At 42.3% G+C, this 16688-nt stretch carries 14 protein-coding genes; 6 read left to right on the plus strand and 8 right to left on the minus strand.

Features of this window, described 5'->3' with window-relative positions:
• Nucleotides 1-41 precede the first annotated feature (41 nt).
• From NE535_RS11925 to metB, 8 genes are all read right to left on the minus strand, one after another.
• Nucleotides 42-1406: an alanine/glycine:cation symporter family protein gene (locus NE535_RS11925; protein WP_261298865.1), complete on the minus strand. Its 1365-nt coding sequence runs from the start codon at nt 1404-1406 to the stop codon at nt 42-44.
• 197 nt (nt 1407-1603) lie between these two features.
• The gene (locus NE535_RS11930) at nt 1604-2143 is read right to left on the minus strand and encodes an SRPBCC family protein (RefSeq protein WP_261298866.1); all 540 of its coding nucleotides are present in this window, start codon (nt 2141-2143) and stop codon (nt 1604-1606) included.
• Nucleotides 2144-2234: 91 nt separating this feature from the next.
• Complete coding sequence (locus NE535_RS11935) at nt 2235-2483, minus strand: cysteine-rich CWC family protein (protein ID WP_261298867.1); 249 nt, start codon at nt 2481-2483, stop codon at nt 2235-2237.
• 97 nt (nt 2484-2580) lie between these two features.
• The gene (locus NE535_RS11940) at nt 2581-3636 is read right to left on the minus strand and encodes a c-type cytochrome (RefSeq protein ID WP_425347458.1); all 1056 of its coding nucleotides are present in this window, start codon (nt 3634-3636) and stop codon (nt 2581-2583) included.
• A gap of 9 nt (nt 3637-3645) precedes the next feature.
• Nucleotides 3646-4287, minus strand: coding sequence for a c-type cytochrome (locus tag NE535_RS11945; RefSeq protein WP_425347459.1), 642 nt, complete (start codon nt 4285-4287; stop codon nt 3646-3648).
• Nucleotides 4288-4451: 164 nt separating this feature from the next.
• Nucleotides 4452-5336 carry a methylenetetrahydrofolate reductase gene (metF, locus tag NE535_RS11950; RefSeq protein ID WP_261298869.1) on the minus strand — a complete coding sequence of 295 codons (885 nt, stop codon included), beginning with the start codon at nt 5334-5336 and terminating at the stop codon, nt 4452-4454.
• 247 nt (nt 5337-5583) lie between these two features.
• Nucleotides 5584-7977 carry a bifunctional aspartate kinase/homoserine dehydrogenase II gene (locus NE535_RS11955; protein WP_261298870.1) on the minus strand — a complete coding sequence of 798 codons (2394 nt, stop codon included), beginning with the start codon at nt 7975-7977 and terminating at the stop codon, nt 5584-5586.
• 21 nt (nt 7978-7998) lie between these two features.
• The gene (gene metB, locus NE535_RS11960; RefSeq protein ID WP_261298871.1) at nt 7999-9171 is read right to left on the minus strand and encodes a cystathionine gamma-synthase; all 1173 of its coding nucleotides are present in this window, start codon (nt 9169-9171) and stop codon (nt 7999-8001) included.
• A 207-nt stretch (nt 9172-9378) separates the two neighbouring features.
• On the opposite strand from metB, the gene metJ reads away from it, so the two are divergent.
• From metJ to NE535_RS11990, 6 genes are all read left to right on the plus strand, one after another.
• Nucleotides 9379-9693 (plus strand): met regulon transcriptional regulator MetJ, encoded by a 315-nt coding sequence (gene metJ / locus NE535_RS11965; RefSeq protein ID WP_188840950.1) that lies wholly within the window; start codon nt 9379-9381, stop codon nt 9691-9693.
• A gap of 172 nt (nt 9694-9865) precedes the next feature.
• Entirely contained in the window at nt 9866-10597 is a 732-nt protein-coding gene (locus NE535_RS11970) for a sulfite exporter TauE/SafE family protein (protein WP_261298872.1), read from the plus strand.
• Nucleotides 10598-10950: 353 nt separating this feature from the next.
• Nucleotides 10951-12603: an ABC transporter transmembrane domain-containing protein gene (locus NE535_RS11975; RefSeq protein WP_261298873.1), complete on the plus strand. Its 1653-nt coding sequence runs from the start codon at nt 10951-10953 to the stop codon at nt 12601-12603.
• Nucleotides 12603-14675 carry a peptidase domain-containing ABC transporter gene (locus tag NE535_RS11980; protein ID WP_261298874.1) on the plus strand — a complete coding sequence of 691 codons (2073 nt, stop codon included), beginning with the start codon at nt 12603-12605 and terminating at the stop codon, nt 14673-14675. The genes NE535_RS11975 and NE535_RS11980 overlap by 1 nt, the downstream gene beginning before the upstream one ends.
• Nucleotides 14675-16000 carry an HlyD family type I secretion periplasmic adaptor subunit gene (locus NE535_RS11985; protein ID WP_261298875.1) on the plus strand — a complete coding sequence of 442 codons (1326 nt, stop codon included), beginning with the start codon at nt 14675-14677 and terminating at the stop codon, nt 15998-16000. The genes NE535_RS11980 and NE535_RS11985 overlap by 1 nt, the downstream gene beginning before the upstream one ends.
• Nucleotides 16001-16011: 11 nt before the next feature.
• Nucleotides 16012-16688, plus strand: a 677-nt coding sequence (locus NE535_RS11990; RefSeq protein ID WP_261298876.1) for a hypothetical protein, incomplete at its 3' end; no start/stop codon positions are given.

Below are 16688 nucleotides of genomic sequence, written 5' to 3' on the forward strand. Positions count from 1 at the left end.
TTGCATATTTAACTGAACCCAATTAAATATGCATCATTCCTTTATACAGCTTTTTTTAACGCTTTTTGTTTAACAAAATACTCGCGGGTTAAGCCAAAGACCACAGGGCTTAATAGCATAAGCGCGACAAGGTTTGGTAACGCCATCATGGCATTTAAGGTATCAGCTAATAACCAAATAAACTCTAATGAGCTAATCGCACCAATAGGCACCACTAAGGTGAAGATTAAACGAAATGGTTTTACGGCTTTATCGCCGAATAGATATTGAACACATTTTTCGCTGTAAAAACTCCAGCCTAAAATCGTGGTAAAGGCAAAAATAGCTAAGGCTATTGCCACAATATAATTACCCAAAGGTAAAGCATGGGAAAAAGCATAAGAAGTTAACGCCGCACCATTTTCACCGGATGTCCAAGCGCCAGAGACAATAATGGCTAAACCGGTAATCGAACACACTATGATGGTATCAATAAACGTACCTAACATAGCCACTAGCCCTTGCTTTACCGGGTTGTTGGTTTTCGCTGCAGCGTGGGCAATAGGCGCACTACCTAAACCCGCTTCATTTGAAAACACACCGCGGGCCACACCAAAGCGAATTGCCGCCCAAACAGCGGCTCCAGCAAAACCACCTTGAGCGGCCACTGGATTAAATGCACTGTGAATAATTAATTCAAATGCCGCAGGGATCTGATCAATATACACCACTAAAACCGCTAAACCCGCAGTAATATAAAATACAGTCATTAGCGGCACTAATTTACCCGCAACTTCCGCAATTCGTTTAATCCCGCCCATTAATACGGCACCCACGAGAACCATAAGAACTAAGCCTGTAACCCAACTAGGCACATTAAAATTACTGCTTAATGCATCGGCAACAGAGTTAGATTGCACGGTATTACCAATACCAAATCCAGCAAACATACCAAAAAAAGCAAAAGCCGTTCCTAGCCAGGCCCACTTTTGTCCTAAACCATTTTTGATGTAGTACATTGGTCCGCCGACATGATCACCGTTGGAATCTGTTTCACGGAATTTCACAGCCAATACGGCTTCGGCAAATTTAGTCGCCATACCAACTAATGCAGTACACCACATCCAAAATAATGCGCCCGGTCCACCGATAACAATTGCGGTTGCCACGCCAGCAATATTACCTGTTCCTATGGTCGCTGAAAGCGAGGTCATTAGGGCGTTAAAAGGACTCACATCACCTTTTTCGCTCTCATCAGTGACAGTTCGGCCCGACCACAACAATTTAAATCCTGTCCCCAATTTCAAAATTGGCATGAGCTTCAAACCAATCGACAGGAACAAGCCTACCCCTAAAATCATTACCAGCATGGGGATTCCCCACACAATGCCATTAATTGTACTTACAAAACTGGTGACCGCTTCCATTCAAAAAACCTCATGATTAGCTAAGTTATTATCTTTATAGTTATTTATGCTTTATCTATGCTGTTAACAAATCGAATCTAAGGCCGTATTTGCAGCAATTTTTTAGAGTACCCTGATTAACGTATTTTTTGCAACAATCCGCCATTCAAAATTGCATTAACTAAACCGTTTACCGCTAATTTATTAACTTATTAAGGTCAGGGTAACTTTTCTAATATCACTTTTAATGTGTCTAAGCCTTGCTGTAAATCAGCACCTATCATGGCTTCAAAATCCATAAATAAGAACATCAAATTCATCGGGTAATCCATGTGACCACTAAAACCCCATCGAACTTCTGTCTGATTATCACCCACGGCAATCGTGGTCATATAGGCAGGTTCGGTTGCTTGAAATGGTGATAAAAAACGCAATTCAAAATCAATACGTTGCCCCGCTGTAATCGCCTTAATCTCCTGCTCGCCAACACCCACATCTGGATTATCACTCGCCCAAGCACTCACAAAGCCGACCGTTGCGTCAGTACCTCGATAGGTTTTTTGCATATCGGGATCCATCGACGCCCACTTACTAAAGTTATCTTGATTTTTAAGGTATTTTACATAATCGAAAACCTCAGTAACTGGCTGATTTATAACGACCACTCTTTCGACTTGATAATCTTTTTTGATAAATAACGCGGTAACAAACGGAATAGCCACAATAATGGCCAATACAAAGATAAATTTTTTCAACATGCTCATGCTCGCTTTGATATGGCAAATCACGGTATGAGTATACTCAGCAACATATCGCTAACAACAAATAACTATTATGTATGTGAGGGAATTACTCAGGAATATAAATTTGCACACTCGTTTGAGCTGTTAACTGGGACGCGGCCATTTTTTCTAAACAGTCACGACACACGCATTGTTGTTTGTTAAGTGATACTTGAGGGTGTTGATGCAAATATTGTTTAATTAAATCGACGGCAGAAAACCCCGTATTCATGCACCAACAGGTTGCAATACTTTGACCATTAGCCATGGAGCATTGATTATTTTGCTGGCAGATGGGACAACAATTTTCAGACAATACAAACACTCCATAACGGCGAGCAAAAACGTAAACGCCCTAGAAATAAAACTCATCATTCTAGAGCGTGTTGAAGATCTGATTTAGTTCCCGTTCGTTATTTTTTAGGGAAGTTAGCTGATGAGTCGCTACCTAAAACCTGACCAGATATCGTTTTACCATAATAGCCATCGTGCTGATGATATTGCTTTTGAGTATCAGTAACCTGACCTTTAAAGCGCGGATCTTGTGGGCGCTCTTGCGAGTTAATATATGACGAAACATCCCAGGCTTGTTGAGGAGTAAGCTGTACACTTTTACCTAACGGCATATTTTCATAGATAAAATCTGCGGCGGTACCTACGCGATGCATACCCGCCCCCCAGTTGTAACTTTGCGGTCCCCATAACGGTGGTAAAGCGGCAATGCCAGCAATCATTTGCCCTTGGCCATCGTCACCATGACAAGATTGGCAATGCGCCTGATAAACCTTTGCGCCGCGCTCTGGTGAATAAGCTTGTTCAGCTTTAGGCACTGCTGGGTAACCACGACCGGGTAATTGCGCTAAAGCATTTTGATCCATTTTACTTGAGATGGCCTCAGGTAAAATAAAGTCATCACGCTTTGCCCCTTTAACTAATTCACTGTCGCTTAACTCAGGTACAGGACCTGCCACATTGTGTTGCAGCATTAAACCAGACATTCCCAGCCAATATGAATAAGCAGACAATGCCACTAACTCTTTACTGCCCGATTCTGGTGCTTTGCCATTCATAGAATAAGTAAAACAGCCTTGTAAGCGCTCTTCAAAGCTATTCACTTTGTCATTTTTTTTGCGATAGGCTGGATAAGCAAAATATGCCCCCCACAAAGGTGATGCATTAGCCTTGTTACCAGCATTTAAGTGGCAATTAACACAATTTAGCTCATTACCCACATGTTTATCGCGCAACTGTTGAGTGTTAACGAATAATTGATAACCCAAACGTACCTTATCGCCAAATTCACCAGCGGGAATATCAGCTAAGGCCGCAGACTGTAAATATAGGTGCTCGGCTTGCTTTTGCACTGAAGGTAAAGCTTGTTGACGGTCTGGCAACTCATCTGCTAAAGCATTGGTATTTAAACCGATTAGTACCATTGCACCTAAGATATTTTTTACTTGAAAATTCATAGTGTATCCTTACTTAAGTGAGGCGAAATACTGCGCAAGTTGATCTATTTCTACTGCGGTTAATTTGTTGGCAACATTAGCCATCATATTATCGGCATCACCTTTACGCGTTCCTTTCTGCCACGCTTCAAGCTGGATTTTAAGGTAACTCGCTTGCTGTCCCGCTAAACGAGGAAATAGTTCGGCACCAACGGCTGATGGTCCATGACATGAAAAACACGCAGGCAGATCGCGCGACCAATCTCCTTGGTAAGCGAGTTTCTCAGCAGGGTTTTCTATCACAACTTTATCGCCACGATAATGCAAGCCAACCTCTACAACAGGTTGAGAAGCAAAATAGTCAGCTGCTATTTTTATATTGTCACCTTGAAGCATCATCGCCATCGGCTGCATCAAAGGGTTTTGGCGGTTTCCTGACTGGAACAACTTAACTTGTGCTGCCATATAAGCGGAAGATAACCCCGCTAGTTTTGGCCCTGCGCCCTCTAGCCCCTGCCCTTGAGCACCATGACAACTCACGCATATCTGCGCAGCAGCAGGTACGGTTTGTTGCAGCTCTTTTGGCGATACATCGGGAACAGATGCACTCACTTGGATGCTAAGCACACTGCTAACAAAGGTTGCAGCGATTATGGTTTTATTCATTGTCATGCCTCTAAGAAGTCCATATCCAAATTGATTGTACCCACTATAGATGATTATTTAGACTATGAATACACAGTATTTTAATGCTGTTTTAAGGTTTAACACAAAAAGAAAAGCCCCTGTCGTCAATCGACAGAGGCTTAAAGAGCGAAGCTATTTTGCTTGCTCACTTATTTAGGGCGAACGCCTAATGTATGGCAAATTGCATAGGTTAATTCTGCACGGTTTAAGGTATAAAAGTGGAAATCTTTCACGCCTTCACGTGCCAATACCTTCACCATGTCAATTGCCACGTTAGCCCCCACCAATTGGCGGGTACCAGGATCATCATCTAATCCTTCAAATTGACGATGTAACCATGCGGGAATGGCCACGTTGGTCATGCCTGCAAAACGCTTAGTTTGCTTGAAATTGGTGACGGGTAAAATACCCGGTACGATTTCAACATCGATACCGGCAGTGACACAACGATCGCGGAAACGTAAGTAAGATTCAACATCATAAAAAAACTGGGTAATGGCACGATTAGCACCCGCATCAATTTTTTTCTTTAAATGAATTAAATCAGCCTGAGCATTACGCGCATCGGGATGCACTTCTGGATAGGCCGCGACTGAAATATCAAAGTCGGCAACTGAGCGTAATAAACGCACTAAATCATTAGCAAAGCGGGTTGGTTTTGGGCTGCCATCAGGCAAATCACCGCGTAAAGCCACAATATCTTTAATGCCTGAGTTCCAATAATGCTTTGCTAGCTCGACTAACTCTTCATCACTGGCATCCACTAACGTTAGGTGCGGCGCAGCAACTAAGTCTGTTTCTTTTTGAATACGTTCAATCACACCATGGGTGCGATCACGAACACCTGAGTTAGCACCATAAGTGACTGAAACAAACTTAGGGTTTAATGGCTCTAAGCGACGAATAGAGTTCCATAAAATCTTTTCCATTTCAGGCGTTGAAGGTGGAAAAAACTCAAATGACACATTGATATCACTTAGCTCAGATAAGCTCTGATTTAACGACTGTGAATGCTGGGCGTGATGAAAAGCCATTTTTTATTTCCTTCAACTGCTTCGATACCAATATCGATGGATTTAATGCTTAATGAATTTAATGGACGTTTAGACGTCTATATGTCCACATAGTAATTTAACTGACCATGATGTCAAGAATAAATGTGCAGAGATTGACTTGTTGTATGATGAAAATTGATCAATGTGAAGATGAAAAAAAGCAAGACTCGTAAAAGCCTTGCTTTATCTGTCTTTCGTGACAGCGATTACCTAGATAACAGCGCAATTACTCCTGCAATAAATCACGGCAAATATGCACTAAATCAGATTGAACCGCTGCAGCAGTCACTTCACGCCCAGCGCCTGGACCACGAATAATTAATGGATTGCCCTGATAAAATGCACTGCGAATAACAAACACGTTATCCCCTGGGGTTAAGTTGGCATAAGGGTGGTTTCTATCCACCCATTGTATACCCACCTCGGCTTTGAGCTTGCCGCCAACTTTATCTAACGATGCAACATAACGCAGCACTTTGTTCTGCTCTGCTGCTGCCACATATTGCTGTAATAGCTCTGCATCCAGCTCATCAATTCGTGCTAAAAAGTCTGCTAAAGTCAGCTCAGCTAAGGCATCAGGCACTAATGAGTTCAAGGCAATATCCTCTAACTCGATGGCAAGTCCTATTTCACGAGCCAAAATAAGCAGTTTTCGTTGCATATCTCGTCCGGATAAATCATCGCGAGGATCGGGTTCAGTAATCCCTAAGCCTTTTGCTTCCAACACCAATTCAGAAAATGACTTTTTACCGTCATAATTTTCAAACAACCAACATAAGGTTCCAGAGAAAATACCACCAACCGCTTCAATGGTATCCCCACTATTTCGTAGGTCGTTCAACGCATGTTGGATAGGTAAGCCTGCGCCACAACTGGCATTGTAACGCCAAAATAAACGTCGATTACACAGCTGCTGCTTTAGCTCGCGATAAAAAGGTAATGGCCCAGAGCCCGCTAATTTGTTAGCGCTAACCACATGAATACCACGGGCGAATAACTCAGGATATTGCAAGGTTAAACTGGCACTGGCGCTGATATCTAAAGCCACCACTTCATCACAAGACAGCTGCTCTAACTCGGCAAATAGTGAATCATATGTCCACTCACTAGCATGCTGTTCATACTGTTGTTTCCAGTTATCTAAATCGACACTCTGATCAGCAATGAATGCTTTTTGCGAACTGACTAAGCCGACCAACTCCACTGTAGCTTCTAAATCTTGATTCAAACCAAGACGGGCACGTTTGAATAAATCTATCCAGGCTTCACCAATATTGCCGACACCTAGCAATAATACGCCAATGCGCATTCTTGGGCCGGCACAACGGCGATGTACCTTTTGTGTCAGTAAACTTACCTGACCTTGAGGTACCAGAGTCACTAAACTTAGGCCATCTTGATAAACAGGCTTTGCATCACGACTTAATAAACGGGCAAAACTTTTGCGGTACAGCTCGGCATCGGCACTGACTAAAGCAACTAAACCCAAATCAGTTTGCACTTGTAACTCTTCAATACCTAATTCTAAGGTTTGTCTTGATAACAACGCCTGAACTTGCTTTTGACTTTCAAGGGTAAACGCCAATTCATATTTATGCTGCGCCAGAGACCAATAAGCTAACGGCGATAAGCCAGCTTGTCCTAACAACGCCAACAAGGGTTCCACATCTGCTGTCGCTTTAAAGCTAAATAGCACCACCTCATTCAAACTGGTCACCACAGGCGCGCTGGCCGAAGAACTTTGCGGCGCAATTAAAGTAAAATCAGTGTGCGAGGCATAACTAGAGCGTACCGCTAAACTCACTTCGGTATTAAATAAAGGCTGTAATGTCCGCGAGTGCAATACTGGCGAACCTAACTTAGCAAGCCGATCTGCTTCTGCCAATGACATGCTTTTTAATAACTTGGCATCGTTAATTTTGTTCGGATCTGCGTTAAAAACCCCTTCAACGTCAGTCCAAATAGTGACCCGGCCAATATCTGCCAAGCTGGCTATCAAGCTCGCGCTGAAATCTGAACCATTACGCCCTAATAATAACGTTTCACCTTGGCTATTTGCGCAAATAAATCCGGTGATCACTAGCCGTTCATTGGGATGCGCCGCAAGCAAAGCCTGTACTTTGGCGCGAGATTCATCAACTCGAATAATCGGCACTGCGCCTTCATCGGCGACAAGAATAGAGCAGGCATCAACATGCGATGATGCCACTCCAGATTCACGCAATAATGCCGCCATTAATCGTGCTGACCAACGCTCACCAAAACTCACCACATGACTGATTTGATATTCGTTGCGCTCTTCTAATGATAATAAGCTAATTAATTGTGATTTATCTGTCGACAAACGCTCACGTAAATCGCGAGCCTGTTCATTCGACAGTAACTGCTCAATCAAGGTTTGCTGGTAGCTAATAAGCACTTGCAATTCTTCTTGCCATAACTGGCCGGTATCTCGCAAATTCAACAGCTTATACAAAAAGTTGGTACTTTTGCCTGCGGCTGAAACAACAATTAAATCATCGCTATGACCATGGGTAAGTAAAATGTGGGCTACTCGACGATAACAATCTGCATCTGCAAGACTTGAACCACCAAATTTATGTAAATGACCACGCGCCATGTATTACTCCTTAAACGCCAACTACAGCGCTGCTACTGCAGCTAATGCGGCTTCAATGTCAGCCGCTAAATCTTCACCATCTTCAATACCAACAGATAGTCTCAATAATGTATCTTTAACGCCAGCCTCAAAGCGAGCCTGTGCATCCATTGCTCTATGGGTCATTGTGGCAGGAACGGCGACTAAACTTTCCACTCCGCCTAAACTTTCAGCAACACTGAATAGCGTTAGGGCATCGAGAAATGCCACTACTGCGGCTTCTCCACCTTTAAGCTCAAAACTTAACATGGCACCAAAACCTTGCTGTTGCTTGGCTGCAATGTCGTGACCTGGATGATCTTTTAATCCCGGATAATACACTTTATCAACCACATTGCTTTGCGTTAGCACATCAACAATGCGCTTGGCATTGGCTTGATGCTCACGAATACGCACCGCTAAAGTACGAATGCCGCGTAACGTTAAGTAACTGTCAAATGCCGACCCTGTTAACCCCAAGGTATTTGACCACCAATGCAGTAACTCGCCAATTTCTGGGTCTTTAGCAACAACGGCACCGCCCACCACATCACTGTGACCATTAATATATTTGGTCGTAGAATGGATAACGATATCAGCCCCTAAATTTAAAGGCTGCTGTAAAATCGGGGATAAAAAGGTGTTATCCACGGTAACCAAGGCGCCAACTTCTTTTGCTGCTGTGGCAATGGCTGCAATATCGACCACACGCAATAATGGATTAGATGGGGTTTCTAACCAGACCATTTTAGGTTTTTTGGCAATGGCTTCTGCTAACGCTGCAGCGTTAGTTTGATCAACAACAGCCAATTTAAACTGCCCTTTCTTGGCCAAATTAGTAAATAATCGGTAACTACCACCGTAGCAATCATGTGGCACAACCAATAAATCATCTGGCCCGAGTAAATTGGTCACTAGGGTAATTGCAGCCATGCCGGTACAAGTTATCACGCCGGTAGCCCCTTGCTCTAACTTGGCTAAGGCTTCACCTAGAATGCAACGTGTTGGATTGCCTGAACGACTGTAATCAAACTCACGCGGATTTTTATGGCCATCAAAAGAATAATTGGTCGATAAATAAATTGGAGGGACAACTGCGCCATATTGTGTGTCACTTTCAATACCCTGACGAACTGCAACAGTGGCATTGCTATGTTGTTTACAAGACTTGGTCATGATTGATTCCTAACATTACGAACACACAAAGAGATGTCTAGATGGCTAAATTTACCTAACTGAAGCGCTCAGGTCAACAGAAATAGACGTTTAGACGTCTAAACATAAAGAAATCTATTTGCAATGTGCACTAAAACACAGCAATAATTTGACTAGAAACTTTAAGGGTTTAAAATCTGCACCGAATTTAAAGTAAAGGGTGAGTTAATGACTGAGTGGAATGGCGACTATATTAGCCCATATGCCGAGCACGGCAAGAAGAATGAACAAGTAAAAAAAATCACAGTTTCAATTCCGTTAAAAGTTTTGAAAGTACTGACAGATGAGCGTACTCGCCGTCAGGTAAATAATTTACGTCACGCGACAAATAGTGAATTACTGTGTGAAGCTTTTTTACATGCTTATACGGGCCAACCTTTGCCTGATGATCATGACTTATCAAAAGATGAGCCAGACAGTATCCCACGTGAAGCGAAAGCATTGATGGACCAAATGGGTATTGAATGGGAAGACTTAGAGTAATTAATCACTTTTAAGTCATTTCACACCCGCTATTCATTCCATCAAGATGAATATCCTGCTTTGTCAGGGTAGTTATCTTGGTGGAATTTTGTTTTAGACACTATCAAATTCTTGATAACCATCAACAGAAAATGTTTGTGTTAAAAATGCGCGTAAAATAAGAGCCATAGCAATGCCATTTATCGACCCCACCACCTTAATACTTGCCTCACTGATTATCTTTTGCGGCGCGTTAACCCAAAGCTTAATCGGTTTTGGTTTAGCCGTAGTCGCCAGTCCTTTACTGTATATTGTCGACCCACAACTAGTGCCAGTGCCAGTGATTGTAATGGGGTTTGCGATTTCACTGATGACCTTATTCAGAGAACGTAGCCACCTAGAATTTAATGGGCTGCAATATGCGTTACTTGGCAGAGTTCCGGGCGGTTTTTTAGGCGCAAGCTTATTATTGCTTGCCCCTCAACCCATATTAGGTCTTGCTATTGCTGGCATTGTATTTACCGCAGTGTTACTGAGTATTTTTAAATTATCCGCACCAGTGAATCGGATAACCTTATTTATTGCGGGTATTGTTTCAGGTATTTTTGGCAATATCGCCGCTATAGGTGGGCCGCCAATGGCCATTTTATTAGCTGGAAAAGACGCTAGCCAATTTAGGGCTGCACTATCAGCCTTTTTTATCTTTAGCTCTATGATTGCTTTAGCAATTTTAGCCATCGTCGGTTTGGTTGAAGTGAAGCACATTTGGCTTTCTTTAATGCTACTACCATCAGTATTAGCAGGATATATGATTGCCGGACGCATTGTCGGTAAAGTAGATAAGGACAAAACCCGTAAAGCCACCCTAATATTGTGCACCCTGAGTGCGCTACTATTAACGGTAAAGTCTTTGAATCAAATATAACCCCCACCATACTGACTTAGCTGATCCCATCGGGTGTCAGCAGCCAAAAATCCTGCTTTATATACTCCCCCTTAAAATAATGTGCTGGCATTGAAAATTAAATTGCACTTAAATCGTCATTTGGGCGTATGTGACCATAGAGCTGATGACGACTTTACCCACCAATAAACATAGTCAAAATGTGCAAGTTTGATTATTCATTGCTAAAATTTATCAACATTTAACATTTTATGAAGATAAATTAGCAATATAAATTGCATTGTATTTTTAATGTTAACAATGATAGTTTGATTCTTAACTATAAAAATAAATCTAGAATTTCATCTAAAATCGGATGTGAAGGTGGTTAAACAATGTTTCAAAACTTCAGTTTATTGACACAAAACAAATTATCATCTGAGCTGCTTTTATCTTCGGTATTTATCAATATCCTTTCTCTAGCACTTCCCTTTACCATGTTGCAAATTTATGACCGCATATTGCCCAATGAAGCCTATGGTACTGCGGTAGTTTTAGTGGTCGGTGTTGGTATAGCAATTTTACTTGAACTGCTGCTGCGTTATGCTCGTAGTTGGTTATTGGCAAGCTCTGCCGCCAATTACGAATTAACCACGATTTCTAAGCTGGTCGACAGCCTAATGAAAGCCGATTATCACCATATGGAATCTTTGGGCTCTGGCGCAATAGCGCAAGGATTAAAAGGCGTCGGAGAAATGCGCGAGGTGTATTCGGGTCAAGCGGCTGTTGCTATGATGGACTTGCCATTTGTGATGATATTTTTAGGTTTAGTGGCTTACATTGGCGGCCCTTTGGTTTTTATCCCCATTTTAGTATGGTTAATTGCTGGGGTAAGAGTGTGGCAAATTGGCCAAAAGCTCTCAAATACAACTAGTAAATTAAATATCAGTGAGAATGAGCGTACTCAGTTACTTATGTTGGTGCTGTCTGGCTTAACAACCGCAAAATCGATGGCGCTAGAGTCACGTGTAACTTATGCCTATAAAAAAGTTAACCATCAACGTTTAGCTCAACAAAACGAGATTGATTGGCTATCTTCTAAACTTCAAGAGGTGATTCAAGGAGCTGCGCAGCTCACCACTTTGGCGCTAGTCCTTATAGGATGTTTAGAAGTGCTTAATGGTAATCTCACCACAGGTGGACTTGCCGCTTGCTCAATTTTAGCAGGTCGCGCCGTTGCACCACTTAGCGCGATTGGGAGTTTAAGGGCTAAAATAATTAATGCTCAACATGCAATGTTAGAGGTCAATGCATTGATTGACGCACCTCAAGAGTCATTTAATGCAAGCCAGATGTACCAGCAAAAACTGCCTATAGGCCCAATTCGCTTTGAGCATGTCAGCGCAAAACAGACTGGAGCAAAACTCAGCGATATCAATATTGAAATCCCTTCCGGCAGTATAGTTAACGTGACCTCAAACCCACTGACTCATGCCAGCTTAATGCTCAGTAGTATTGGCGCGTTTCATCAAGTTAATCAGGGCCAAATTACCATAGCTGGTATTGCGCTAAACGATCATGTTGGTTTTGAGTTTCGACAATCCATTAGTTATGTTCCCCCCTGGGCAACATTATTATCGGGTTCTATTTTGGAAAACATGACCCTATTTCGCCATGAACGAGAAGCCTATGCGATGGAATTAGCCGATAAGTTAGGTTTGTCAGCAACCATCGCCCAGCTACCGGCCGGGTACCAAACATTAGTTGCCAACAATAACAGCCAAATGCTCAACAAAGGAGCCATCAAACTGATCTCCTTAGTCAGAGCGTTTTCCCAATCACCTTCTATTTTATTGCTTGATCAACCTATGGTGTCACTGGATACTGACTCCCAGCAGCGTTTGCTAGCACTTTTACAAGAATACCGAGGTGAAATGACAATTATTATCGCTTCTTATTTTGATGAAATTGCACAGTTGAGTGATTTTTGTATTGATATATCTCAACATGGGCACGCAACCCTAGTGAACAAACCGGGGGCAAACTAATGACAACACCAGAACAAACCTTGTGTCCCAAATCACTGTTAATCAGACTATTTAATCAATTAGGATTGAATGGACAAGCAAAAAACATCGAAAAAAGTGATATAAAAAATCAGATTACCTATTTAGAAACTTATATATTACTTAAAAAGCACCATGTAGGTTTAATGGTACAAGCCATAGATAAACATCAGCTGATTAATACAATCCATCCATTTTTACTGCTTCCTGAGCAAGGTGAGCCGTTGATTGCTAGGCGTAGCAATCATCAATTTCAATATTTAGATGTTCAGAATCAATGGCAAATGCTGCCTGCTTTGCCTCATGATGGCCGTGTTTTTATCATTGAAAGCTTGCCATCTATGAGTAAAAAAGTCAGTGCTTTTGCAGCACACTTTAAAAAACAGACCAAATGGTATCAGCCTGTCTTTTGGTTAAGCTTACTCTCTAGCTTAACAGGTTTGGCAGTTCCACTATTTACGATGGCCGTTTATGACAGAGTTATTGGTGGGCAGACCCCCGAGATTTTACCCACTATAGCCCTAGGAGCCTTGATGGCTTTGATTATTCTAGTATCTAGCCGGCTTATAAGGGCCAATATTGTCGCGACTAGCAGTAACCGATTTGCTCGTGACTTGTCAGGCATGACGTTTAATCGATTATTGAGTATGCCGTTAATGGTGCTTTCTCGAGTTGGACTATCCAGTCATATAGCCAGAATACGTAACGCAGAGAAGGTCCGCAGTGTAATTGCAGGACCAGGCGGTGCTGGATTAATTGATCTTCCTTTTACAATAATTGCTTTTGTTGCGATTCTTCTCTTGGCGGGCTGGTTAGTGCTAGTCCCTATTGGAATGCTGATTTTGTTTTATTTAATCATGAAAGCGATGAATAAATTTACTCAGGCAGCGACACCGACCATCAGCAATGAATACCAGAATAGTCTAAATGAACTTGCCAAAAACTTGTTACAACTTAAAGCTTCAGGCGAAACCGATGGCTGGCATACCCAGTTTTTACGAAGGGCAAAAGAAAACTGTCGACAAAACTTTTTGTATGCCAAACGCAATGGACTAAATGCAGCAGTAGCCCATGCGATGGGGCTTTTCACTGCTTTGATTACCGTGTTCACCGGTATCTTCTTAGTGCTTAATCAAAGTATTTCTTCCGGTGCGCTTATAGCCTGCACCATGTTAATTTGGCGTATTACGGGTCCTGCGCAATTAGCTTTTGCATCCAAACAAAAACTGGACATGATAAAAAGCACGGTACAACAATTTGACCGTTTTATGGAGGTCACCACCGAATTTAATGAACTCAGATTAGATTCGCCAAATTTAGAAAAAGCACCGTCATTGTCACTCAAACATCTCACCTTACGCTATAGTGCAGAGACTGAGCCGGCACTTTCAGGGATTACATTTGATATAGAAGCGGGCGAAACGGTTGCCATTATTGGCCCCAACGGATGTGGAAAAACCACCTTATTATTATCCGCTATTGGCGTTATTGATGCTCAAGCGGGCTACGTGACTATTAATAATAAAAACCTCAAGCAATTTGACCCTGAAATATTCCGTCAATGGGCAGCATTTAGTCCCACAAACAGTGAGTTTTTACCCGGTTCATTGGCGTACAATTTACGCCTAGCCAAACCTGATGCTAGCGATGAACAACTTAAACAGGCATTAATTGATGCGGGTGGAGAAGCCTTATTATCAGCGTTAGATAATGATCTAAATGCCAATTTATTTAGCCGCGGCACCAGTATGTTCTCGGCGGTAGAGGGGGGTTATATCAGTCTTGCGCGTGCACTACTTAAACAGTCGCCGCTATTAGTAATGGACGAACCTATCGCCAACCGTAACCCTCACGCTAAAACAGCCTTCATCAACACGCTGACCAAATTGAAAGGGAGCACCACCATTTTGTTCACAACCCATGATCAGGAATTGATCCAATATGCAGATAAAGTGGTCATTTTAGATAAAGGAAGTGTGGTTTATGCTGGTCCCATTCCAAGTAATAACCCAGAAATCAGTAAAGATTCAGCTTCAACATTGGAGACACAATAATGAATGATCGCCAACTTACTCATCGTTCTTGGCCTGAACACGAGTTTACTGAAGCCGTTGAAGCCCCTGCTGAAAAACGCATCATTAAGCGGATCACCTTTTTTATCACGGGTGCCATTTTTGTCATGTTAATTTGGTCAATTTTTACCAATATTGAAGAAATTGCCAAAGCCAAAGGACAAGTTGTCCCGCTAGGGCATAGGCAGGTTATACAAAGTCAAAGCGGCGGCACGTTAGCCAGTATTATAGTGGCTGAGGGTGATGTGGTAAAAAAAGGCGATGTGATAGCCAACTTTATCGCAATTGATAGCCAAGCCGCTGCCGAAGAGCTTGTCAGTAAACAGGCAAACCTTGAGCTCAGAATTGAGCGTTATAATGCATTTATGGATGAAAGAGAGCCTAACTTTGATCAATATAGCCAAACTCATCCCGAATTAGCTCAACAACACGTTAAAACATTACAAAGAATGAATGATGAAAAACAGGCTATTATCTCATTATCCTTGTCTGAAATTGCTAAATCAGAAGCTGAATTAGAGGGGCTAAAGCAAGAAATGCCGCCATTAAAAGATCAAATTCTATCCGCAGAAAAAACCCTCAATATGATGCGTTCAGTAAAAGAGGAGCAAGCGGTGTCAAAACTCACCATGCTAGAGTCACAACAAAAGCTTGATTCGTATTTGCGCGAGCTGAAAAGCATGGAAGGTAAAGAACAAGTTCTGGCTCGAAATGTGGAAAATTTACAAAGTCAGTTAAATCAAAAACAAGCAACCTTACTAAAAGAAGTCGGTGAAAAACGTACTGATACACAAGCTGAATTACTCGGCGTCATAGCTCGCCTTAAATCAACGGACTCGCAAGTGCAGCAAACAACCGTCACCTCGCCTGTCGATGGCATCATTCAATCAATACCTAATACCTCATCTGGTAGCGTGATCCAGCCTGGTGGCACTGTTGCAGTGATTGTTCCCACCACGCCGACTGCATTACTTGAAGCAAAACTGTCTCCTCGGGATATAGGGTTTGTTACTGTTGGACAAAAAGCCCGAATTAAAATCGACGCCTTTGACTACAGCCGATATGGTGCAATTGATGGCATTGTAAAACGCATCTCACCCAGTACAGATGCTGATGAGAAAGGTGGCGTGTTCTACAAAGTACAAATTGCCATTGAAAAACCCTACTTTGGTAATACTCCTGGAAAACTTGATTTACTACCCGGTATGACAGGCGAAGCCAATATTGTTACTGGTGATAAAACGGTATTCCAATATATGTGGAAACCCGTATTTACTAATATTACAGATGCATTTGGTGAGCGTTAAGGAGTGAAGTCATGACTAAAAAAAAACCATCTACGCCACCAACGACCTCAGCGAGCGAGTTAGAACAAAAACTAAAACAACAATCAATAACCACGGCTAAGAAAATCGACAAGGATGTTGAGAGATTAAAAGCGAAAGAACGAAGGGATGCGGCGATAATACAAGGAACCAATCAAGATTTAGTAGCGGATAAATCATGGGGACAAAATATCGCCGCTTCAGATGTTCTTTCTCAAGATGAAAGGGAAAGCACAGCGGAAAGAAGTAATAATGTCAAAACGGAAACGGCTGATTTTCTGGTAAATTCATCTAACGACACACAAGTACAGCTAAAGACACCCGCTCCTTCTGCAGGAGATATCGCAATCCAGCCTATAGAAGCACCACAACAATCAAAAATGGTTGTGGAAACAGGCTCCACCGAAACAACGGGCATTGAACATAACTATCTGCATACTGCCACTAACCAGCCATCACCAACACTGCCCACACTAGCTCAAGCCTTAAACATTACCAGCAACATTATTCAACCTCCAGCTTTTGTCATATCGCACCAGTTAATAACGCCCCCAGAGCCTTATGTTGGAGCGCCACAACCTAACACATTACAAACTGGCACTGGCACTAACCAGCCATCACCAACACTGACTGGCACTGGCACTGGCACTAACCAGCCATCACCAACACT

Source organism: Shewanella holmiensis, from assembly GCF_025370255.1.
GTDB classification, from domain to species: Bacteria; Pseudomonadota; Gammaproteobacteria; order Enterobacterales; family Shewanellaceae; genus Shewanella; species Shewanella holmiensis.

What these genes read in the sequence shown, in the direction of transcription:
- NE535_RS11925 (WP_261298865.1), bottom strand. Translation starts at nt 1,406, where the DNA reads ATGGAAGCGGTCACCAGTTTTGTAAGTACAATTAATGGCATTGTGTGG.
- NE535_RS11930 (WP_261298866.1), bottom strand. Translation starts at nt 2,143, where the DNA reads ATGTTGAAAAAATTTATCTTTGTATTGGCCATTATTGTGGCTATTCCG.
- NE535_RS11940 (WP_425347458.1), bottom strand. Translation starts at nt 3,636, where the DNA reads ATGAATTTTCAAGTAAAAAATATCTTAGGTGCAATGGTACTAATCGGT.
- NE535_RS11945 (WP_425347459.1), bottom strand. Translation starts at nt 4,287, where the DNA reads ATGACAATGAATAAAACCATAATCGCTGCAACCTTTGTTAGCAGTGTG.
- metF (WP_261298869.1), bottom strand. Translation starts at nt 5,336, where the DNA reads ATGGCTTTTCATCACGCCCAGCATTCACAGTCGTTAAATCAGAGCTTA.
- NE535_RS11955 (WP_261298870.1), bottom strand. Translation starts at nt 7,977, where the DNA reads ATGGCGCGTGGTCATTTACATAAATTTGGTGGTTCAAGTCTTGCAGAT.
- metB (WP_261298871.1), bottom strand. Translation starts at nt 9,171, where the DNA reads ATGACCAAGTCTTGTAAACAACATAGCAATGCCACTGTTGCAGTTCGT.
- metJ (WP_188840950.1), top strand. Translation starts at nt 9,379, where the DNA reads ATGACTGAGTGGAATGGCGACTATATTAGCCCATATGCCGAGCACGGC.
- NE535_RS11970 (WP_261298872.1), top strand. Translation starts at nt 9,866, where the DNA reads ATGCCATTTATCGACCCCACCACCTTAATACTTGCCTCACTGATTATC.
- NE535_RS11975 (WP_261298873.1), top strand. Translation starts at nt 10,951, where the DNA reads ATGTTTCAAAACTTCAGTTTATTGACACAAAACAAATTATCATCTGAG.
- NE535_RS11980 (WP_261298874.1), top strand. Translation starts at nt 12,603, where the DNA reads ATGACAACACCAGAACAAACCTTGTGTCCCAAATCACTGTTAATCAGA.
- NE535_RS11985 (WP_261298875.1), top strand. Translation starts at nt 14,675, where the DNA reads ATGAATGATCGCCAACTTACTCATCGTTCTTGGCCTGAACACGAGTTT.